Source organism: Streptomyces sp. NPDC001822, assembly GCF_042892135.1.
In the GTDB taxonomy this organism is placed as follows: Bacteria; Actinomycetota; Actinomycetes; order Streptomycetales; family Streptomycetaceae; genus Streptomyces.
In genome coordinates this window covers 397,336-417,998 of the sequence record NZ_JBIATW010000001.1, presented here as the reverse complement: position 1 = coordinate 417,998, position 20,663 = coordinate 397,336, and the positions used below count along the sequence as shown (strand labels likewise).

17 protein-coding genes and 3 riboswitches are annotated in these 20,663 nt (G+C 73.6%); of the genes, 9 read left to right on the top strand and 8 right to left on the bottom strand.

Going from position 1 to position 20,663, the window contains the following annotated elements; all coding sequences use genetic code 11:
• The first annotated feature begins 9 nt into the window (after positions 1 to 9).
• From ACFYY2_RS01905 to ACFYY2_RS01895, 3 genes are read left to right on the top strand one after another with little or no spacing between them, the layout of a single operon-like run.
• A complete protein-coding gene (locus tag ACFYY2_RS01905; protein ID WP_388736805.1) occupies positions 10 to 1,242 on the top strand; it encodes a lycopene cyclase family protein in 1,233 nt (410 codons plus the stop codon).
• On the top strand, positions 1,239 to 1,973 hold the full coding sequence (locus ACFYY2_RS01900) for a class I SAM-dependent methyltransferase (RefSeq protein ID WP_388735653.1): 735 nt from the start codon (positions 1,239 to 1,241) through the stop codon (positions 1,971 to 1,973). The genes ACFYY2_RS01905 and ACFYY2_RS01900 overlap by 4 nt, the downstream gene beginning before the upstream one ends.
• The gene (locus tag ACFYY2_RS01895; protein ID WP_388735650.1) at positions 1,970 to 3,532 is read left to right on the top strand and encodes an FAD-dependent oxidoreductase; all 1,563 of its coding nucleotides are present in this window, start codon (positions 1,970 to 1,972) and stop codon (positions 3,530 to 3,532) included. Before ACFYY2_RS01900 ends, ACFYY2_RS01895 begins: the two co-directional genes overlap by 4 nt.
• 20 nt (positions 3,533 to 3,552) lie before the next feature.
• On the opposite strand, the gene ACFYY2_RS01890 is transcribed toward ACFYY2_RS01895, so the two are convergent.
• The 5 genes from ACFYY2_RS01890 to ACFYY2_RS01870 form a co-directional block, all read right to left on the bottom strand.
• The gene (locus ACFYY2_RS01890) at positions 3,553 to 4,560 is read right to left on the bottom strand and encodes a DUF5914 domain-containing protein (RefSeq protein ID WP_388735648.1); all 1,008 of its coding nucleotides are present in this window, start codon (positions 4,558 to 4,560) and stop codon (positions 3,553 to 3,555) included.
• Complete coding sequence (locus tag ACFYY2_RS01885; RefSeq protein WP_388735646.1) at positions 4,557 to 5,537, bottom strand: phytoene/squalene synthase family protein; 981 nt, start codon at positions 5,535 to 5,537, stop codon at positions 4,557 to 4,559. The genes ACFYY2_RS01890 and ACFYY2_RS01885 overlap by 4 nt, the downstream gene beginning before the upstream one ends.
• Positions 5,534 to 7,066: a phytoene desaturase family protein gene (crtI, locus tag ACFYY2_RS01880; RefSeq protein WP_388735643.1), complete on the bottom strand. Its 1,533-nt coding sequence runs from the start codon at positions 7,064 to 7,066 to the stop codon at positions 5,534 to 5,536. Before crtI ends, ACFYY2_RS01885 begins: the two co-directional genes overlap by 4 nt.
• The gene (locus ACFYY2_RS01875; protein ID WP_388735640.1) at positions 7,063 to 8,283 is read right to left on the bottom strand and encodes a polyprenyl synthetase family protein; all 1,221 of its coding nucleotides are present in this window, start codon (positions 8,281 to 8,283) and stop codon (positions 7,063 to 7,065) included. Before ACFYY2_RS01875 ends, crtI begins: the two co-directional genes overlap by 4 nt.
• A 206-nt stretch (positions 8,284 to 8,489) precedes the next feature.
• On the bottom strand, positions 8,490 to 8,978 hold the full coding sequence (locus ACFYY2_RS01870; protein ID WP_388735636.1) for a carboxymuconolactone decarboxylase family protein: 489 nt from the start codon (positions 8,976 to 8,978) through the stop codon (positions 8,490 to 8,492).
• Positions 8,979 to 9,102: 124 nt separating this feature from the next.
• Between ACFYY2_RS01870 and ACFYY2_RS01865 the strand changes: the two genes are divergently transcribed.
• The 3 genes from ACFYY2_RS01865 to metE all read left to right on the top strand — a co-directional run bounded on the left by ACFYY2_RS01865 (position 9,103) and on the right by metE (position 13,305).
• On the top strand, positions 9,103 to 10,098 hold the full coding sequence (locus ACFYY2_RS01865; protein WP_388735633.1) for a pirin family protein: 996 nt from the start codon (positions 9,103 to 9,105) through the stop codon (positions 10,096 to 10,098).
• Complete coding sequence (locus ACFYY2_RS01860) at positions 10,095 to 10,436, top strand: GNAT family N-acetyltransferase (protein WP_388735631.1); 342 nt, start codon at positions 10,095 to 10,097, stop codon at positions 10,434 to 10,436. The genes ACFYY2_RS01865 and ACFYY2_RS01860 overlap by 4 nt, the downstream gene beginning before the upstream one ends.
• A 219-nt stretch (positions 10,437 to 10,655) precedes the next feature.
• Positions 10,656 to 10,804, top strand: a riboswitch (cobalamin riboswitch).
• A gap of 182 nt (positions 10,805 to 10,986) precedes the next feature.
• The gene (gene metE / locus ACFYY2_RS01855; RefSeq protein ID WP_388735629.1) at positions 10,987 to 13,305 is read left to right on the top strand and encodes a 5-methyltetrahydropteroyltriglutamate--homocysteine S-methyltransferase; all 2,319 of its coding nucleotides are present in this window, start codon (positions 10,987 to 10,989) and stop codon (positions 13,303 to 13,305) included.
• An 80-nt stretch (positions 13,306 to 13,385) separates the two neighbouring features.
• Here metE and ACFYY2_RS01850 read toward each other — a convergent pair whose 3' ends face one another.
• Together ACFYY2_RS01850 and ACFYY2_RS01845 are read right to left on the bottom strand one after the other, a co-directional pair.
• Complete coding sequence (locus ACFYY2_RS01850; protein WP_388735626.1) at positions 13,386 to 14,102, bottom strand: (2Fe-2S)-binding protein; 717 nt, start codon at positions 14,100 to 14,102, stop codon at positions 13,386 to 13,388.
• Complete coding sequence (locus ACFYY2_RS01845) at positions 14,089 to 14,427, bottom strand: (2Fe-2S) ferredoxin domain-containing protein (RefSeq protein ID WP_388736804.1); 339 nt, start codon at positions 14,425 to 14,427, stop codon at positions 14,089 to 14,091. The genes ACFYY2_RS01850 and ACFYY2_RS01845 overlap by 14 nt, the downstream gene beginning before the upstream one ends.
• A 123-nt stretch (positions 14,428 to 14,550) precedes the next feature.
• Positions 14,551 to 14,673: riboswitch (cobalamin riboswitch) on the bottom strand.
• Between the two features lie 161 nt (positions 14,674 to 14,834).
• Positions 14,835 to 15,008: riboswitch (cobalamin riboswitch) on the top strand.
• A 41-nt stretch (positions 15,009 to 15,049) separates the two neighbouring features.
• Between ACFYY2_RS01845 and ACFYY2_RS01840 the strand changes: the two genes are divergently transcribed.
• The 3 genes from ACFYY2_RS01840 to ACFYY2_RS01830 are packed head-to-tail and all read left to right on the top strand — an operon-like array spanning position 15,050 to position 17,993.
• Positions 15,050 to 16,081, top strand: a complete 1,032-nt coding sequence (locus ACFYY2_RS01840; protein ID WP_388735624.1) for an ABC transporter substrate-binding protein — start codon at positions 15,050 to 15,052, stop codon at positions 16,079 to 16,081.
• Positions 16,078 to 17,193, top strand: coding sequence for a FecCD family ABC transporter permease (locus ACFYY2_RS01835; protein WP_388735621.1), 1,116 nt, complete (start codon positions 16,078 to 16,080; stop codon positions 17,191 to 17,193). Before ACFYY2_RS01840 ends, ACFYY2_RS01835 begins: the two co-directional genes overlap by 4 nt.
• Positions 17,190 to 17,993, top strand: a complete 804-nt coding sequence (locus ACFYY2_RS01830; RefSeq protein ID WP_388735618.1) for an ABC transporter ATP-binding protein — start codon at positions 17,190 to 17,192, stop codon at positions 17,991 to 17,993. Before ACFYY2_RS01835 ends, ACFYY2_RS01830 begins: the two co-directional genes overlap by 4 nt.
• Before the next feature lie 55 nt (positions 17,994 to 18,048).
• Here ACFYY2_RS01830 and ACFYY2_RS01825 read toward each other — a convergent pair whose 3' ends face one another.
• Complete coding sequence (locus tag ACFYY2_RS01825) at positions 18,049 to 20,397, bottom strand: GH92 family glycosyl hydrolase (protein WP_388735616.1); 2,349 nt, start codon at positions 20,395 to 20,397, stop codon at positions 18,049 to 18,051.
• Positions 20,398 to 20,663 lie beyond the last annotated feature (266 nt).

The window sequence follows — 20,663 nt, the reverse complement described above, 5'->3', positions numbered from 1 at the left end:
GTGGAGCGGGTGAACCCGTCGCCGGCGGGACAGGACCGGGTGGACGACGTGGTGGTGGTCGGCGGCGGCGCGGCGGGACTCTGCCTGGCGGACCGGCTCACCGCCGCCGGTGTCGGCGTGACCCTGGTCGAGGCCCCCGACGGACCGTTGCGCCCGGCGGAGCGCACCTGGTGCTACTGGGAGGCCGGTTCGGGCAGGTGCGAGGAGGAGGACGAGGAGGTGGTCGCCTCGTGGCGCCGGCTGAGGGTGCGCGGGCCCGACGGCCGCGGCGTCGAGGCGGACCCCGCTCCCCTGCGCTACCTGATGGTCCGCTCGACGGGGTACGAACAGCTGGTCCACAGGAGGCTGCGGGCCTCCCCCGGCGCCCGCGTCCTGCGTGCCACCGCCCACGAGGTGCGCGACGCGGCGTGCGGCGCGGAGGTGCGCTGCACGACGTCGGACGGCCGTCCGCTGACCGTGCGCGGCCGGCGCGTCTTCGACTCCCGGCCCGTGCCTCGCACACCACCGCACCGCACGCTGCTGCTGCAGCACTTCCGCGGCTGGTTCGTGCGCACCTCGGCTCCCGCGTTCGATCCGGGCGTGGCCGACCTCATGGACTTCCGGGTCCCGCAGCCACGTCACGGCCTCGCGTTCGGCTACGTGCTGCCGCTCGCGGCCGACCGGGCACTGGTGGAGTACACGGAGTTCTCCCGCAGCCCGCTGACGACGGCGGCGTACGAGAAGGCGCTGCGGCACTACAGCGACGACGTGCTGCGGCTCGGCCCGCTGACGGTGGAGTCGGCCGAGCAGGGTGTCATCCCCATGACCGACGCACGCTTTCCGGGCAGGACAGGGTCCGCGGTCTTCCGCATCGGGGCGGCCGGCGGCGCCACCCGGCCGGCCACCGGATACACCTTCGCGGCCGTGCGGCGGCAGAGCGGCGCCATCGCCACCGCGCTGAGCCGCGACCGCGACCGTCCGTTCGTGCTGCCGGCGCCTCACGGCCGCAGGGCGCTGGCCATGGACGCCGTCCTGCTCCGCGCGCTGGACACGGGGCGGGTCGACGGCCCGCGCTTCTTCACCGGCCTCTTCCGCCGTGTCCCGATGGAGCGGATGCTGCGCTTCCTGGACGGCGGGAGCACGCCGTGGGAGGAGTTCGGAATCGGTCTGCGCACGCCCGTGGGGCCGATGCTCCGCACCGCGGCCGAACTCCCCTTCCTCGCCCGCCGGACCGCCGGCCGATCCGAAGAGAGCCCTCGATGACCCTGCTGCGCGACCGCGAACTCGCCCGCGCCTTCGATCACGCGTCCCACACCTACGACCGCCTCACCGGGCTGAACCCGGGCTACCGCTCCGGCCTCCTCCGCTCGGCGCGCCGCCTCCGTCTGCAACGCGGCGGCACGGGGCTGCGGGTGCTCGACGTCGGATGCGGGACGGGCGCGTCCACGCGGGCGCTGCTGCGGGCCGCCCCGTACGCCAGGATCACCGCGGTCGACGCGTCCGAGGGCATGCTGGCGCGGGCCCGGTCGAAACGCTGGCCGGCGAACGTCCGCTTCCTGCACCGGTCCGCCGAGGACCTCTCCACCACGGACGACGACGGGACGTACGACGCGGTCTTCGCCGCCTACCTCTTCCGCAACGTCACCGACCCCGGGACGGTCCTCGAAGCCATGCGCGCCCTGCTGCGCCCGGGGGGCCGGATGCTGGCCCACGAGTACAGCCTCAGCGGCTCGCCCGCGCACCGGACGCTGTGGAACTCGGTCTGCCGGGGCGTCATCGTCCCCGCGGGCACCCTGACCGGCGACCGGGAGCTCTACCTCCATCTGTGGCACAGCGTCCTCGCGTTCGACACGGCCCCGGACTTCGCGGCCCGGATCTCCCGCGCCGGATTCCCCTTCGTGCGGGTCCTCCCCGTCCCCGGCTGGCAGACCGGCATCGTGCACACCTTCCTGGCCCGCAGCGGTGCGGAGCCGGGCACGGCGGAGGCGTCGTGAGCGGCCGGGGAAGCCGCCCGGGAGCGGCCCGGCACGGGCGCGACCGCCGGGCCGAGGTCGTCCTGCCGGCCCCGGGCCGCGCGCGCCTGACCGGCGACGCGCCGTCCACGGCGGTGATCGGAGGCGGCATCGCCGGGCTGGCGGCGGCGACCGCGCTCGCGGAGCGGGGGATCCGCGTGACCCTGTACGAGCGGGAGCCGGCCCTCGGCGGCCGGCTCGCCGGATGGCCGGTGCGGCTCGCCGACGGGTCCGCGGTGACGATGAGCCGCGGCTTCCACGCCTTCTTCCGGCAGTACTACAACCTGCGCGGCCTGTTGCGTCGTACCGATCCGGGGCTGACCGGGCTGACCCCGCTCCCGGACTACCCGCTGCGGCACCGCAGCGGCATGACGGACGGTTTCGCGCGGGTGCCGAGGACTCCGCCGTGGAGCGCTCTCGGATTCGTCGCGCTCAGCCCGGCGTTCGGGTGGCGCGACCTCGCCGCGATGAACCCCCGCGAGGCCCTGCCCATGCTCGACGTGCGGGTCCCCGAGGTGTACGAGCGGTTCGACGGGATCAGCGCGTCCGGCTTCCTGCACCGGATCAACTTCCCCGAGGCCGCGCACCACCTGGCCTTCGAGGTGTTCTCCCGCAGCTTCTTCGCCGACCCGCGCGAGCTGTCCGCCGCCGAACTGCTGCTGATGTTCCACATCTACTTCCTGGGCTCGTCCGAGGGCCTCCTCTTCGACGTACCGCGCGAGCCCTTCCCCCAGGCCCTCTGGGAGCCGTTGGGCGGCTATCTGCGCGGACTCGGCTGCGAGGTGCGCACCGGTACCCCGGTGCACCGTGTGCGCCGGGCCGGGGGCGGGGACTTCATGGTCGAGGCCGGCGGAGCGCCCGTCCGCCACCAGGCGGTGGTCCTCGCGCTGGACACCGGCGGGCTGCGCCATGTCGTCGCCGCGTCGGAGGAGTTGGGGGACGCGGGATGGCGCGCGGACATCGCGGGGCTGCGCACCGCACCCCCGTTCCTCGTCTCCCGTCTGTGGCTGGACCGGCCCGTGCGCGAGGACCGCGCCGGGTTCCTCGGCACCAGTGGATACGACGGCCTCGACAACATCAGCGTCCTCGACCGATGGGAGGGCGAGTCCGCACGCTGGGCGGCGCGGACGGGGGGCTCCGTGGTCGAACTGCACGCCTACGCCGTCGACGAACGCGCCGAACGCAAGGAGGTCCAGGGACGGATCCTCGACCGCCTCCACGAGGTCTACCCCGAGACGGCGGACGCCCGGATCGTCGACGCGCGGCACGAGTGGCGTGCGGACTGTCCGGTCTTCTCCGTCGGCGGCTACTCCCGGCGGCCCGCCGTGCGGACGCCGCACCGGCGGCTCGTGCTGGCCGGGGACCTCGTCCGCACCGGCCTGCCCGTCGCCCTGATGGAGCGTGCGGCGACATCGGGGTTCCTCGCCGCCAACGAGCTGCTCGCCGGGTGGGGCGTCCGCGGGCAGGTGCTGTGGACGGTGCCGCGCGCCGGGCGTTCCAGGGTGCTCGGCGCGCTGGCCTGCGCGGCCTCCCGGCGCTGAGACCCGGGCCGGCCGGGCGTTCAGCCGGGGAAGCGTCCGGAGCTCCGCAGCGACCAGCGGCGTTCGGCGTACGCCAGGTCGTCGCGCCAGAGCCGGGCCGCCGTGCGTCGCATCAGCGGGCGCAGGGCCGGGGCAGCGGCGCGCGCCACGGCGAAGCCCCGTCGTCCGGAGGCCGCGACGACGGCCTCGACCACGGCCGTCCTGGGCCGGGCGGTGCCGGGCGCCGTGAGGGGCGTCGCGTGGGTCTCCACCACCGAGCCCTCCCCTTCGCCGTCCGTGATGTGCATGACGACGGTGCGCGGTTCGGGCGCGGTGAAGACGGCCCGTACGGGGACGACCAGCCGCCCGGCCACCTTGAACGAGACGTCGACGGCGAATCCGTCGTCACCGCCGTCCTCGGGGGTGCGGACGACCTTCAGCCCGACGAAGGCGTACGGGTGGAACCACGAGCCGTGCCAGGGGTCGAGCCGGTTGGCGACCACGTCCTGGGGCTCGCAGCGGCCCACCGCGGTGAACACGGCGTCCACCGCGCTCCCGGCGCGGGGCCGCACCGGCACGACCGGCCGCTCCAGCGGTGGCTCGCCTCCCTCGGCGTCCAGCCTGACCCACACCAGCACCCCGTCGTCATGCACGGGAAACGGCTGCCACCCGGCGAACGCCCCGCCGTTCAGCGCCAGTCCGTGCCAGTGGCACAGGAGCGTCCCGCAGGTCACCCGGCTGTCGCGCAGCGGGGCCCCGAGGTGGGGGCACTCACCGGGACCGGCGCGCAGCGTGCCGTCCCCGGCCCGCCACAGGACGATCTCCCTGCCCGCGACCGTGCGGCCGTAGGGGCGGTCCCGGGCGGCCGTGTCCCGGGAGGAGCCGACGACGTACCAGTTGCCCGAGGGGCGTGCCGCGGCCCGGGCGAGCGCTTCGGCGATCAGCGCCGGCCTGGCCTCACGCCAGGTCGGGGCCTGCCGTTCCCACCGCGGGGAGCGTCGCAGGCGGAGCGGCGGGGTCCATGCGGGCCCGGTGCGGGGTCCGTTCATCCGGGAGCGCCCTCCTTCCCGGTGACCGGCACGGGCGCCGGCTGACGTGTCAGGACGCGTGCCCGCAGGATGCCGGCGAGTCCGGCCGCCGCGACGGCCGCCCGCCGCCGCCCGGGTACGGCGGCGCGCCGGTGCAGGACGGCGTAGCCGCTGTCGGCGATCGCGTCCAGGATTCCCCCGTACAGCGTGAACGCCGTACGGATGCAGGGCCGTACCCGTGGTTCCAGCATCGCGATGCCGGGCTCCGCCTCGCGGTACACGGTGCGGATCATGGCGTCGGCCTCGACGAGCGCCGCCCGGATGCGCGGGTCGTCGCGTCCCGTGCGACGGCTCCATCGCAGGAGTGCCTGGTCCACGCCGTGCGAGGCGAGCATGTCCTTCGGCAGGTAGACGCGGCCCCGGTCCAGGTCCTCCCCCACGTCCCGCAGGAAGTTCGTCAGCTGGAAGGCCTCACCGAGGGCGGCCGCGTGGGGCGCCGCCTCCGCCCGGTCCACGACCGTCCCGAGCACCGGCAGCATCTGCAGCCCGATCACCGCGGCCGAGCCGTGCATGTAGGCACGCAGGTCCGCGTACGTCGGGTAGTCCGTGACACTCAGATCGCTGCGCATGGACACGAGGAAGTCGGCGAAGAGCCCGTGGTCGATGGCGTAGCGCTCGGCGGTGTCCGCCACGGCCCTGACCACGGGTTCGTCGCCGCCCCCGGTGCGCAGTCCGTGGGCCAGATCCGCTTCCAGGAGCCTCAGGAGGCGGTCCCGCTCCTCGGGGGGCTCCTGGCGGTCCAGATCGTCGACGATGTCGTCGGCCCACCGGGCGAAGCCGTACAGGGCGTGCACGGCGCACCGGCGTTCCACCGGGAGGAGCCGGGTGGCCAGGAAGTACGTCCGTCCGTGCCGGGCGTTGAGCGCGCGGCACCGGCTGTACGCGGCTCGCAGGTCGGGGCCGGTGATCCCGGCGGCGTCCAGTTCACGTCGGTTCATCGGCGCTGCCCTTCTGTGACGGGTCCGCGGCGCGTGCCGGCCCCACCGCGGAGGCCTGTGACCCGGGCCGCGGCGAGCTTGCCGCTCACGAGGACGGTCGGTACGCCGACCCCGGGCGTCGTCCCGCAGCCGGCGAGCACGACGTTCTCGTGTCCGCGCACGAGGTTGCGGGGCCGGAAGGGGCCGGTCTGCGCGAAGGTGTGGGACACGGAGAAGGGTGTGCCCGCCGCGTGTCCCTGGGCCGTCCAGTCCACGGGGGTCACGAGCAGTTCCCTGTCCATGGACGCCTCGAAACCGTCGAGTCCCCGGCGCTCCAGTTCGGCCAGGAGGCTGTCGCGGTAGCGCGGTCCCAGTCCACGCCAGGTGCCCGCCGACGGGCCGGTCGTGGTGTTGGGGCAGGGCGCGAGGACGTAGTGGAGGTGCTTGCCCGCCGGGGCGAGGGACGGGTCGTGCGTGGTCGGCCGGGTGATGAGGAGGGACGGGTCGCTCATGAGCCGCCCGGCGCGGGTCAGTTCGTCGAAGGTGTTCTCCCAGGCGGCCCCGAAGGAGATGGTGTGGTGGGCCAGTTCGGGCCAGGTGCGGTCCGTGCCGGCGTGCAGGACCACCGCCGAGGGCGAGTGGCGCAGCCGCACCGGGCGGCGCGGTGCCCGGCCGAGGAGGCGGTGGACGACGGGCAGGTCGGGCGTCAGGACCACCGCGTCGCAGGTGATGCGTTCGCCCGATGCCAGGTGTACCGCTTTCACCCGGCCCGCCGAGCGTTCGAGCCGGGTGACCTCGGCGGACCAGTGGAAGTGCCCGCCGGCGTCGGCGGCCGCGTCCGCCATCGCCCGGGGGAGGGCGTGCATGCCGCCCTTCGGGAACCAGACGCCCGCGACGGTGTCCATGTATGCGATGACGGCGTACGCGGCGAGGGCGCGGGCGGGTGCCACTCCCGCGTACAGCGCCTGGAAGGAGAACACCCGGCGAAGGCGGGGGTCCGCGAGGAAGCGGCCGATCTGCGGATCCAGCCTGCCGAAGCCGCCCAGGGCGGCCAGCCGCGCCAGATCCGGATGCAGGAGCTGGAGGGGCGAGTCGAAGTTGGTGTCGATGAAGCGGCGCATCTGTACGCGGTAGAGGCGTTCGAGCCAGCCGCGCAGACGACGGTATCCGGCGGCCTCCGCGGGACCGGCGAACCTCCGCACCTCGGCCTCCATGGCCTCGCCGTCGGTGTGGACGTCCACCTGGCTGCCGTCGGCGAAGCGGGCCCGGTAGGCGGGATGCAGCGCGATGAGCTCGACCCGCCGGTGAAGGCTGTCCCCGACGGCGGCGAAGGCCTCGTCGGCGAGGTGCGGCATGGTCAGCACCGTCGGCCCGGTGTCGACGCGGTAGCCGCCGAGTTCGAGCCGTCCCGCGCGGCCGCCGGGACCGGCGTCGCGTTCGACGACGGTGACCCGGCGCCCCGCGCCGAGGAGGTGCAGTGCGGCGGCGAGTCCGGACAGGCCGGCGCCGACCACCACCACGTGGTCCGTGGGACCGGACAGGGCCCTCATGCGTCCTCCTCCGCGCTCATTTCACGGGCCTCGCGGATTTCACGGGCCTCGTGGGTCTCGCGGATCTCACCGGCTCCGTTGATCCCACGGGCGGGCGTGGCGCCGACGGCTCCGGCCACCAGTGACGCGAACTCGCACCGGGCGGGATCGTCGGCACCGGCGTCCGCGAAGTGACGCAGACCGGCTGCCGCCAACTGCGCGATCTCGTCCTCCACCTCCGCCCGCGCGCCCGTGCGTTCGAGGGCCGCACGCATCCGGTCGGCCCTGTCCGGCGACGCCGCGCCTTCCGGACCGAGCGCGTCCAGCGCTTCCTCGTCCCCCGACTCCGCCGCGCGGCGGAGGCCGACGGCGAGCAGGTAGGTGGGTTTGCGCCCCCGCAGGTCCTCGTCCGCGGGCTTGCCCGTCACGGCCGGGTCACCGAAGGCGCTCAGCAGGTCGTCGCGGAGCTGGAAGGCGACGCCCGCGCAGCGTCCGGCGGACCGCAGGGCGTCCATGGTGCGGGGGCCGGCGCCCGCGAGGGACGCGCCGAGGGCGAGCGGCCGCTCGACGGTGTAGAGCGCGCTCTTCAGCGTGGCGATGTTCAGTGCCTGGACCGGATCGCACGACCCGGTCGCCTGCGCCCGCATGTCGAGGTACTGCCCTGCCACCATCTCACCGCGCATCGCCCGCCACTCGCGGTGCAGCACACCGCCGTGGGGGGTGACCAGCGCCGTCTCGGTGAGCAGGTCGTCGGCCCACACCAGTGCCAGGTCACCGGCCAGCACGGCCGCGGTGGCCGAGAAGGACGCGGCGGAACCGCCCATGCGGGCCGCCCGGTGGACACGGGCGAAGTCCTCGTGCACGGCGGGTGCGCCTCTGCGTACCGGCGATCCGTCCATGACGTCGTCGTGCATGAGTGCGCAGCCCTGGAGCAGTTCCAGGGCTGCCGCGACCCGCAGCGGCGTCGCCGGGTCGCCGGTTCCCCCTGCGGCCAGCCATCCGCACCACACGAATGCCGTTCTCAGCCGCTTGCCGCCGTTGAGGACGAACCCTGCGACACGGGCCGCGACCTCCTCCGCGAACACCGCGTCCAGCAGCCCGGCCTCCCGGAGCCTGGCGGCCAGATGGTCCGCCAGGACGGTGCCGACGGCCCGGGTGGCCTCGCCTGCCGTGGACGAGGGCCCGCCGGAGCCGGTGCCTGCGGCGGTGCCGGTCGGCGTCGCCCGTGGACCGAGCATGGAGAGCCCCTTTCGCCCGGCACCCCCTTCCGCGTCCACCGGCGCTTCCGGCCGCGGGAATCCCGGTCAGGCCTATGCCTGCCCTGCGGACGGCACGGTCGGTGCGGAGTTCACCCGGATGCCGGGTGAGAGCGGGGCGGGGGCCGTTCGACGCACCGTGCCGGGGCGTCGCGGGAAGGTCCCGATCCGTCCGTCCGGCCGCGGGCTCAGTGCCGCGGGACGGCGCGCACCGGGTGTTTGCTCATGATGGAGACGCGGTTGAAGGCGTTAATGGTGAGGGCGACCCAGATCACGGCCGATATCGCCTCGTCGGAAAGCGTCTCCCGGGCGAAGGCGTAGGCGTCCTCCTGCAGGGTCGCGTCGGCCGGCTCGGTGGTCGCCTCCGCCAGGGCGAGGGCGGCCCGCTCCTGCGCGCTGAAGACCTCGGTGTCGCGCCACGCGGCCAGCACCCCCAGGCGCTGCGTCGTCTCGCCCACGCGCAGGGCGGCCCTGGTGTGGACGTCCAGGCAGAAGGCACAGCCGTTGATCTGGGACACCCTGAGGTTGACCAGCTCGACCAGCACACGGTCCAGTCCCGCCTCCGCGGCGACGGTGCGCACGGCCTCGGCCGTCGCGGTGAGGGCGTGGTACGCCTCGGGACTCTGCTTGTCGATGTAGACCCGCCCGGCCGCGCGGGCCGCCTCCGTACCGTTCACTCCGGACTCCTCACCGGGACGCGATCCGTCCCTCGCACCGGCCGAACGCCCGTATGGGCCACGGCTTAGGATCAAGCATGATTGTTGAACATGTAATTATCCTGGGTGCACCGGGGGTCCCCCGATGAGCGGCACCGGCACGGATCGCGTCGTACCGGGGGCGGACACCCGTGGCGGGGAACCGGCACCCGCCGCCCGCGTGGAGGTGCTCCCGGCCCGCGACGTCCCCCTGGGCGGCCCTCGGGCGATGACGGTGCGGCGCACGCTGCCCCAGAGGGCCCGCACACTCATCGGTGCCTGGTGCTTCATCGACCACTTCGGCCCGGACGACGTCGCCGAGACGGGCGGGATGGACGTGGCGCCCCACCCGCACATCGGCCTGCAGACGGTGAGCTGGCTGTTCAGCGGGGAGATCGAGCACCGCGACAGCCTGGGCAGCCACGCCCTCGTGCGCCCCGGCGAACTGAACCTCATGACCGGCGGCCGCGGGATCAGTCACACCGAGGTCTCCACCCCGGACACCACCTCCCTGCACGGCGTGCAGCTCTGGGTCGCCCTCCCCGACGAACACCGGCACACCGGCCGGGACTTCCGCAGTCACGCTCCCAGCCCCGTCCGGCTCGACGGGGCCGTCGTCCGGGTGTTCCTCGGGTCCCTCGCCGGGGCCACCTCGCCCGTCCCGTCCTTCACGCCGCTGCTCGGCGCGGAGATCGTCCTGCGGCCGCGGGCGAGCACGACGCTGGCCGTGGACCCCGGCTTCGAGCACGGCCTGCTGGTCGACCAGGGAGACATCGGGGTGGCGGGGACGGTGCTGCGCCCCGCCGAACTCGGGTACCTGGCCCCGGGGGCCACCACGGTGACCCTCACCAACGAGACGGACACCGCGGCCAGGGCCGTGCTCCTGGGCGGCACCCCCTTCGGGGAGGACATCGTCATGTGGTGGAACTTCGTCGGCCGCAGCCATGAGGACATCGCCGAGGCGCGCCTCGACTGGGAGGCCGCCTCCGACCGGTTCGGCCGTGTCGACGGCTACCCGGGTGCCCGTATCCCCGCCCCCGCGCTCCCGAACGCCACCCTCGCGCCGCGTGGCAACCCGACGCACCCGAAAGGCACCCGATGAACCAGCCCGCCACCACTCCGGCCGTCCGGCGCGTCGACGCACGGCACCGCTACGAGATCCACGTCGACGGCGTCCGAGCCGGTCTCACCGCCTACCGCGACCGCGACGGTCGGCGCGTCTTCTTCCACACCGAGATCGACGACGCCTTCGCCGGTCAGGGACTGGCCTCCGTCCTCGTGCGGGAGGCGCTGAGCGACGTACGGACCTCGGGCATGCGGATCGTGCCGGTCTGCCCGTACGTGGCGAAGTTCCTCGAGAAGCACGGGGAGTTCGCCGACATCACCGACCCGGTCACGCCCGAGGTCCTGCGGTGGCTGGAGACCGCGCGGGCGCGCTGACGGCCGGCGCGCCCGGTCCTCGCCGTACGGCGAGGACCGGTGGCGCCGCGGGTGCACGGCTCGCGACGGCGGCGTGCGGGGCGCGGCCTCCCGATGCCCCCGCCGCATCCCTCCCTCCCTACCCGTCCGAATCGCGGAAAGGATGCGCGGCGCGCCCGGAGCGGCCCGTAGGGTGGAAGGTGCAGCTGGTTCGCCCCGTCCGCCAGGCGGGAGCGTCGCAAGAGGGAACCCGGTGGGAATCCGGGACTGCCCCGCAGCGGTGAGCGGGAACGACCGCCGTCATTCGCACTGGGCCCGGGAGGGCCTGGGAAGCGACGGCCACTAGGTGTCCTCATTCCACGAGGGCGTGCCCGCGAGTCCGAAGACCTGCCACTGCCCGCGCACGGACGAACCGCGCGCGGACATCCCGGTGACCTCGTGGGCGGGTCGGCGTACACATCAGGCGGTTCACCGCGCCGACGCGCGCGGTCGTCCTGTCCGGTGCGTCACCCCTTCGCGCTCTCGTCCCGTCTCCGGGATCTCAGGGATTCATCTCGCGAAGGAGATCTCCGTGACCATCCAGTCCACCGCCGCGGCGGCGCGGTCGACCGTGCACGGCTACCCCCGGCAGGGGCAGCACCGGGAACTGAAGAAGGCGGTCGAGGGCTACTGGAAGGGCGGCGTCACCGCCGACGCCCTGCACGCCACCGCGGCCGGACTCCGGCGCGCCAACTGGCTGCGGCTCGCCGGGGCCGGCATCGACGAGGTCCCGACCGGTGACTTCTCCCTCTACGACCACGTGCTCGACACCAGCGTCATGGTCGGAGCGGTCCCCGACCGTCACCGCGAGGCGGTCGCCGCCGACCCCCTCGACGGGTACTTCGCGATGGCGCGCGGCACCCAGGACGTCGCACCGCTGGAGATGACCAAGTGGTTCGACACCAACTACCACTACCTGGTGCCGGAGCTGGGTCCCGGCACCGTCTTCGCCGCGGACTCCTCCCGGCAGGTCGCCGAACTCACGGAGGCCCTCGCCCTGGGCCTGACCGCGCGGCCCGTGCTCGTCGGACCGGTCACCTATCTGCTCCTCGCCAAACCGGCCCCCGGGGTGGCGGAGGACTTCGACCCGCTCACGCTCCTGGACCGTCTGCTGCCGGTGTACGCCGAAGTCCTCGCCGACCTGCGGGCCGCCGGGGCCGAGTGGGTGCAGCTCGACGAACCCGCCCTCGTCCAGGACCGCACCCGGGCCGAACTCGGCGCGTGCGAGAGCGCCTACCGTGACCTCGGCTCGCTCACCGACCGGCCGAAGCTGCTCGTCGCGTCCTACTTCGGCCGTCTCGGCGAGGCCCTGCCGCTGCTGGCCGAGGCACCGGTGGAAGGTCTCGCCCTCGACTTCACGGAGACCGCCGCCCGGCAGGTGGACGACCTGGCCGCCGTCGGCGGCCTGCCCGGGAAGCGTCTGGTCGCGGGGGTCGTGAACGGCCGCAACATCTGGATCAACGACCTGGAGAGGTCCCTGTCGACGCTCGGCACCCTGCTCGGGCTGGCGGGCCGGGTCGACGTGGCGTCCTCGTGCTCGCTGCTGCACGTCCCGCTCGACTCCGCCGCCGAGCGTGAGCTCGATCCGCAGGTGCTGAGCTGGCTGGCCTTCGCCCGGCAGAAGACCGAGGAGGTCGTGACCCTCGCCGCGGGGCTGGCCCGGGGCACCGGCGCCGTCGCGGCCGCACTGGCGGCCAACCGCGCGGGCCTCGCCTCCCGCCGCACCTCCCCCGTCACCCGCGATCCGGCCGTGCGGGCCCGCACGGCCGCGGTGACCGCGGCGGACACCCGGCGCACCCTGCCGTACGAGGAACGGGCCGCGTCGCAGCACGCCCGGCTCGGCCTGCCCCTGCTGCCGACGACCACCGTCGGTTCGTTCCCCCAGACCGGCGAACTGCGGGCGGCACGGGCCGGTCTGCGGGCCGGGCGCATCGACGCGGCCGCCTACGAGGCGCGCATCAGGGCCGAGATCCAGGAAGTGATCACGTATCAGGAGAAGGCCGGGCTGGACGTGCTGGTGCACGGCGAGCCCGAACGCAACGACATGGTGCAGTACTTCGCCGAGCGGCTGACGGGATACCTCGCCACCCGGCACGGCTGGGTGCAGTCCTATGGCACCCGCTACGTCCGCCCCCCGGTCCTGGCCGGCGACATCTCCCGCCCCGAGCCGATGACCGTGGACTGGACGACGTACGCCCAGTCGCTCACCGACCGTCCGGTCAAGGGCATGCTCACCGGCCCGGTCACCATGCTGGCCTGGTCCTTCGTGCGCGACGACCAGCCGCTCGGGGACACCGCCCGCCAGGTCGCGCTCGCCCTGCGCGACGAGGTCCGTGATCTGGAGGCGGCGGGCACGCCGGTCATCCAGGTGGACGAGCCCGCACTGCGGGAGACGCTGCCCCTGCGCCGTGCGGACCGGCCCGCCTACCTGGGCTGGGCCACCGAGGCGTTCCGGCTGACGACCGGTGGAGTGCGCCCGGAGACGCAGGTCCACACGCACATGTGCTATGCGGAGTTCGGTGACATCATCCAGGCCATCGACGATCTCGACGCCGACGTCATCAGCCTGGAGGCCGCACGCTCGCACATGCGGGTCGCCCACGAGCTCGCCGCCCACGGGTACCCGCGCGAGGCGGGCCCCGGGGTGTACGACATCCACTCGCCCCGCGTACCGACCGCCGCGGAGGCGGCCGGGCTGCTGCGCGCCGGGCTGCGGGCGATCCCGGCGGAGCGTCTGTGGGTCAATCCGGACTGTGGTCTGAAGACCCGGGGCTGGCCGGAGACGAGGGCGTCGCTGGAGAACCTGGTCGCGGCGGCCCGCACCGTCAGGGCGGAGCTCTCCGCGTCCTGAGCCGTCGGGCGGCACCGGCCGGGGCGGGGGTGAGGGGCCCGGCCGGTGCCGTTGTGCGCCGCGGCCGCGTCAGCGGCGGATCAACGGGCGAGGCAGCAGTCCCCGCACTTCGAGCCGGCCGGGGTCCGGTAGTAGAGGCAGCAGCTTCGCCGGCGGAAGGCCAGGCCGGGCCCGGTGACCGAGCCGGTGCCCACCAGCCGCCCCGTGCCGAGCAGTCGGGTGACCAGACGGGTCAGCGGGACCCTGGTCTCCGGACGGGCGGCCAGCAGGACACCGGCCGAACCCATCAGTGCGGAGGCGGCGTTGCCGTCCAGCAGGCGTGGCGCGATCCTGACGGCCAGTCCCGCCTCCAGCCGGCTCAGATGGTCCATGACCTGTGCGCCGACGGCGAGTTCACCGTCCGGAAGGCGGTCGGCGTACCACCCGGCGGGCGCCGGGAGTCCGAGTGCAGAGGCGGTGTCCTGCCTGCGCAGGGCGTCGAGGTCGGGCACGATGCCGTGGAGCAGGGTGCACGCGAGCACGGGCGACCAGAGGCGTGCCGCGTGGCCGAGCTGGGCGATGGACACGCCGACGCGCTGATCCGTGGTGCGGTACCGGTCGGTCACGGCCGTGGACAGGTCGGCGAATCCGCGGTCGTAGGAATGCTGGACGGGGTGCCAGCCTTCGTCGGGCGCGTCCGTGCGCAGCGCGAAGAAGCCCCCGAGCGTCGCCACGTCGGCCAGAGCGGCCGCCACGGCCCCGCCCGGTGCCCGTGCCGCGTCGGGCGGGCCCGCTGTCACCGGCTCAGCTGGTCGCACGGCGCCGAGGGGGTTCGAACGCGTACAGGTCGAGGATCCCCGGGCGGGTCGCCACGCCCGGGCCGCCGGCGCGCACCCAGGCGGCTATGTCCTCGGTCGCGTCCGGGTCGTTGACCAGCCCCAGCCAGACCGGCCGGGCTCCGGCCGCCCTGCCGGCGGCGGAGGGCTGCACGACGACGACGTTGGCCTGATCGCACACGTCGAGGCATTCGGAGACCCGCACCGGTGCCGCGGCGCGCAGACGCGCGGTCTGCGCCGCGTGGTCCCCGCTCACCTTGGGGCTGCCGCAGCAGCAGTCCCGGCACACGACGATCCGGCAGGGCACCTGCCCTGTCACCGCTGATGCCACCGTGCTGCCGAATACCTCTTCGGCCGGGTTCTCGGACACGCCGAACCACCCTCTCTCCGGGGAGATCCGCCCCGGGGTACGTCGAGGAGGCGACCGCGTGAGTCTCCTGGCTCTCGGGTCGTGGCTCGTCCCGTCCTTCCCGCCCCGAGGGGCGGTGGACGTACCGGGATCCGCTCGCCGATCACAGTGGCGGGACCGCGCCGGATTCGCACCGGCTTCCTCGGACCGCCGTCGCCCTGTCGGGAACCATCATGGCATCCGGTGCCCGAGGGCGTGGCGGGCAACCCCCGCACCGGTGCCGGACCGCGCCGGGGCGGTGGGGTGCCGGTCGGCGAACCGTCTCCCTGCGCGTGCGGACGGGTGCCCGTTCGAGCGCGCCGCGGCAGAACGTAGGATCACCTGGTCATCGCCGCGACGGGAGACAGGAAGCCGGTGTGAGTCCGGCACGGTCCCGCCACTGTGACCGGGAAGCGCAGCCCCTCCGCATGCCGCCGCGCGGCGGAGCGGGGAGCGTCGGCCCGGGAGTCAGGACACTGGCCTGTCGCGGGCCCGATCCGAGGAGCGCGGACTCCCCAGGAGGCTTCACGTGTTCACTGGCATGCCCCTTTTCCCCCCGGCACTCACGGCCCGCGGACGCGGCGCCCTGCGTCTGGCGGCCGGCGTACTCGCCCTGTCCGCGGTCGCGCTGACCGCGGGCTGCGGCTCGTCCGGCGGCCCGGACGCAGACCCCCGGGCCGCGGCCTCGTCGCCCGCGGGATTCCCCGTCACCATCGACAACTGCGGGGTGAGGACGACGTACACCAGGCCTCCGGCCCGGGTCGTCACCATTCACCAGCACCCCGCGGAGCTGATGCTCGCCCTGGGCCTCGCCGACCGCATGGTCGGGACCGCCTACCCCGACTCGTCCGTGCTGCCGGATCTGAGGAAGGCGTACGAGTCCGTCCCGGAACTGGCCGCGAAGGAGCCGTCGTTCGAGACGGTCCTGGATGCGGAGCCCGACTTCGTCTACGGGGGGTACGGCAGCGCGTTCGGCGAGAAGGAGGGCCGCTCCCGCAAAGCCTTCGCCGACGCGGGGATCGACACCTATCTCAACCGTGAGTACTGCGGTGAGAAGCGCGTGACGATGGAGGACACCTACGACGAGATCCGCACCATCGGCACGATCTTCGGTGTGTCCGGCCGCGCCGACTCACTCGTGGCGGACCTGAAGGGCCGTGTGGGCCGGGCCGCATCCGCCGTCGCGGACGAGGCGGACGTGCCGGTCTTTGTATACGACAGCGGCGACAAGTCGGCCTTCACCGCCGGCGGCAAGAGCCTCGGCACCGAGCTGATCCGGCTGGCCGGCGGCAGGAACGTCTTCGGCGACCTGGACGACGTCTTCGGGGACGTGTCCTGGGAACAGGTCGTGGACCGCAGGCCGGAGGTCATCGCCATCTACGACTACGCGGGTTCCGGGAGCGTCGAGCAGAAGAAGGAGTACCTCCTCTCCCGGCCCGCGCTCGCCGACGTGCCGGCGATCAGGAACAAGCGGTTCGTCGTCCTGCCGCTGACCGCGACCCTGGTCGGGATCCGGTCGGCCTACGCGGTCGGCGATCTCGCCCGCGGGCTGCACCCCGCGAGCTTCCGGTGACCGCTCCCGCACTGGAGGAGTCCGGCAGGCGGGACGAGGGGCGGCAGTCGCCCGGCGGGCCGGGAACGGGCCGGGGCACACCGGCCGTCACCCTGCTCGTGCTGACGGCGCTGCTGCTCGTCTCCGTCACCGCGGGCCTGGCGATCGGTTCGGTGCACGTGCCGCCCGGGCAGGTGTGGGGCATCGTCGCGCACGCCGTCGGCGTAGACCGGTCACCACCGGACTGGTCCCCGGCACGGGAGACCATCGTGCTGGACGTGCGCGCGCCGCGTGTCCTGCTCGGGGCGGTGACCGGTGCCGGGCTGGCGGTGGTGGGTACCGCCATGCAGGCGCTCGTACGCAACCCGCTCGCCGAGCCCTACCTGTTGGGGGTCTCGTCGGGGGCGTCCCTGGGTGCCGTGAGCGTGATCGTGTTCGGGGTGACGCTGTTCGGCCCGGTCTCGCTGTCGGCCGCCGCCTTCGCCGGCGCGCTGGGCGCCCTGCTGCTCGTGTACGCAACCGCTCGCACGGGGGGCCGCATCAGCTCCGTGCGCCTCGTGCTGTCCGGTGTGGCGATCGCGGCGGTGCTCACCGCGGTCCTGGATCTGCTCCTGCTGACCACGGACCGCGGGAACGAGGCCCGCGCGGTGCTCGCGTGGACACTCGGCGGCCTCGGCGGCGTCGACTGGGCGACGCTCTGGCTGCCCGCCTCGGCACTGCTGCTGGGCATCGGCGTCCTCTTCGTGCAGGCCCGCAATCTGAACCTGCTGCTGGCGGGCGAGGAGGCCGCCACCACCATGGGGCTGGACGTGGCCCGCTTCCGCTCCCGCATGTTCGTGCTGCTGTCCCTGGTCACGGGTGTGCTGGTCGCCGCGTCGGGGCCCATCGGCTTCGTCGGCCTGATGCTGCCCCACATCGTGCGTCTGTTCGTCGGCGGTGACCACCGCCGCGTGCTGCCCACCGCCGCGCTCGGCGGGGCGGTCTTCCTCGTCTGGGCGGACATCGCCGCACGCGTGGTGGCCGCGCCCATGGAGATACCGGTGGGGGTGCTCACCGCCCTGTGCGGCGGACCGTTCTTCCTCTGGCTCATGCGCCGCGACGCACGGCGCGGCACCGGCGAAGGAGTGGCATGACCGCGACCGCACTCGTCATCGACGGGGTCACGCTCACCGCGGGGGCCCGTCGCCTGGTCAGGGACGTCTCGTTGACCGCGCGCCCCGGTGAGGTGATCGGCCTGGTGGGACCCAACGGTAGCGGCAAGTCCAGCCTGCTGCGCGCCGTCTACCGTGTCCTGCGCCCCGCGACGGGCGAGGTCCGGGTCGACGGGGAGGACGCCTGGTCGCTGCCGGTGCGACGACTGGCCCGCACGGTTGCGGCGGTGACGCAGGAGTCGGCGGCCGAGTTCGACCTCACGGTGCGCGAGGTGGTCGCCATGGGGCGTACCCCGCACAAGCGGCTGCTCGCGGGGGACACCGCCGAGGACGCCGGACTCATCGCGTCGGCCCTCGCCGCCGTGGACATCACCGAACTGACGGAGCGCCCCTTTGACCGCCTGTCGGGTGGAGAGCGCCAGCGCGTCCTGATCGCACGGGCGCTCGCCCAGGAGCCCGCGCTGCTGGTCATGGACGAGCCGACGAACCACCTCGACATCCGGCACCAGTTGTCGGTCCTCGGCGCCCTGCGGCGGCTGCCGGCCACCGTCCTGGTCGCTCTGCACGACCTCAACCTCGCGGCGCGCTACTGCGACCGCCTGTACGTGCTGGACGACGGGGAGGTCGTCGCCTCCGGCGCGCCGGCCGACGTGCTGACACCGGTGCTGCTGGCCGAGGTGTACGGCGTGACCGGCGAGGTCGCCGTCCACCCCCTGACGGGCGCGCCGCAGGTGACGTTCCTGTCCGGCCCTCCGGACCCTGGCGGGCCCGCGGGAGGGTGAAGCGCGGACGGGACCCGCCCCTCGGCCGAGGGGCGGGTCCCGTCCGTCGCGGCGGTCAGTCGAGGGCGGGCGGCGCCGCGTCCGCCGATGTGCCCCAGTCGGAGGGAGCCGTGCCGACCTCGAAGGACAGCTCGCGAGTGCCGCGGATGTCCTCGGTGGTCAGGTAGGTCTTCCCGTACGCCGCCCCGTCGGTCCGGGCCGACCGGATGTAGCGCGCCGAGTCGGAGGTGCCGGGGGCCCTCACCGTCAGACGGCCCCGGGGGTAGTAGCGGCGGTCGAGGGTGAGGTCCACCCGCTCGAAGACGGGAGTGGAGAGACCCCAGGTGTCCGTGCCCGGCTGAACCGGGAAGATCCCGATCGAGGACAGGACGTTCCACGCCGACATCGTCCCGAGGTCGTCGTTCCCGGTCATGCCCGTCGGGGCGTCGGTGAACAGGGTGAGCGCCGCGTGCACCACGTCGGTCGTCTTGGACGGCTGACCGGTGGAGAGGTAGGTGTACGGGGCGATCAGGTCGGGCTCGTTCTGCGGGTTGTACTTGTCCGCGTTGTAGTAGTCGTACGGCCCGTTGACCCACACCTCGCGGGCGGTCTTCGCCGGGTCCTCCAGCAGCCGGTCGTACGCGAAGAACGAGTCGAGGCGCTCGTTGGCCGCCTGCGTGCCGCCGATCAGGGAGACCATGCCGGGCAGGTCCTGGGGCACGAGCCACTGGTACTGCCAGGACGTGCCCTCGTGGAAGCCCTCGCTCTGGGCCGGGTCGACGGGTCCGGTGAAGTCGCCGTTCACGTCACGGGCCCGGAAGAAGCCGGTCGAACTGTCGAAGATCTTCCGGTAGTTCTGGGCGCGCTCCGTGTAGCGCGCGGCGTCGTCCTCATGGCCGAGCTTCTTCGCCATCTGCCCGAGCATCGCGTCGGACAGGGCGTACTCCAGGGTCGCGGACGCGCCGTGGTCGTAGTCGGAGTCGCCGGGCTTCGCGTGCGGGCGGCCCTTGATGTAGGGGGCGAAGCCGTTGGCGAGGTACTCCTTGTTGGCCTCGCGGCCGACGGGGGCGGATCCGGCCGCGGGTACTCCGTCGGCGTTCTTCTTCAGCGCCCGGTACGCCTGCTCCTCGTAGCCCTTGAGCAGGCCCTGCTGGTAGGCGTTGGTGAGGAACGGGGTCACGGGGTCGCCCGTCATGATGTTCGTCTCGACCGTGCCGTAGCCCCACTTGGGCAGCCAGCCGCTGTCCTCGTCGATCTTGATGACGGAGATCGCCATGTCGCGGGACTCGCTCGGCGCGAGGAGCGACAGCAGCTGGGCCTGGGTGCGGTAGGTGTCCCAGAGCGACCAGTTCTGGTAGTAGGTGAAGCCCTTGGCCCGGTGGGTCTTCTGGTCCCAGCCGGTGTAGCGGCCGTCGACGTCGCTGCCGATGTTCGGTGCGAGGAACGCGCGGTAGAGGGACGAGTAGAAGGTCCGGCGGAGGGTCTCGCCGCCACCCTGTGCCCTGACCTGGCCGAGCCTGTCCTCCCACGCGGCCTGCGCGGCGTGCGCGACCTGGTCGTACGAACGGCCGCCCTCGGCACGGAGGTTGAGGGCCGCCCCCTTCGCGTCGACGTACGAGATCGCCGTGGTCGCCTCGACGGTGCGGTCCTTGGTGGTGTCGAAGCGCAGGTAGGCACCGTTGCGCTCGCCGCCGGCCGTCGAGGTCTTCGAGCCCTCGGTGACCTTGTCGCCCTTCCATGTGCCCGAGGTGGTGAAGGGCCGGTCGAAGCGGGTGATCGTGTAGACCGTGTACGGCTTGGTGTCCTGGCAGAAGCCGCTGCCGGTGATGGCGGTGCGCACGGTGCGGCTGTCCAGGATCTCGACCTCGGTGTTCAGCGTCCTGTGCAGCGACTGGCCCGCGTTGACGAGGACGTTGGCCTTGTCGGTGGCGGGGAAGGTGTAGCGCTGCACGCCGGTGCGCTCGGTGGCGCTGAGTTCGGCCCTGATCCCGGTCTTCAGACCGACGGTGTAGGTGCCGGGGCTCGCCTTCTCGTCGTCGTGACTGAACTCGGCGGCGTAGGAGGCGTTGTCCGTGGACGTGATGTCGCCGGTCGTCGGGAGGACCGGGAGGTCTCCGCCGAGCCCGCAGCCCACGCCCGAGATGTGCACGGTGGAGAAGCCCCTGATGTGGTTCTCCGAGTAGTCGTAGCCGGTGTTGTGGCCGGTGTCGGGCGAGAACTGCACCATGCCGAAGGGCACCGCGGCGCCGGGATAGGTGTTGCCCTCGTTCTCGGTTCCGATGAACGCGTTGACGAGATCGGTCAGCCGGCCGCGCTCGGTGTGCGCCCCCGCGTCCGCCGCGGCGGGCGCGGCGAGGGCGGCGCCGAGGAGCGCGGCCGTGGCGGCCGCCGTCCCCGCACCGCGTGTCAAGTGGGTCCATCTCATGGGGAGAACGCCTCTCCAGCCGTAGACAACGTTGTCAGATCGCACTGCGCGATCATTCTTGGCTTGTATGCGTGTACCCGTCAAGAGTTGTGTCCGTGCCCGTGAGGGACCTCCACCGGTCGGCCACGAGCGTCGACGGGCGCCGACGGACCTGAGAAGGAGTCACCGGAATTCACAGCCCTGCGCACCTGCCCGGCGGGCCGTCCGGCCACCGGGCGCCGCGAGCCGCCGCCGGGACGACCGTCCGTCAACGGCGGCCCGCAGCG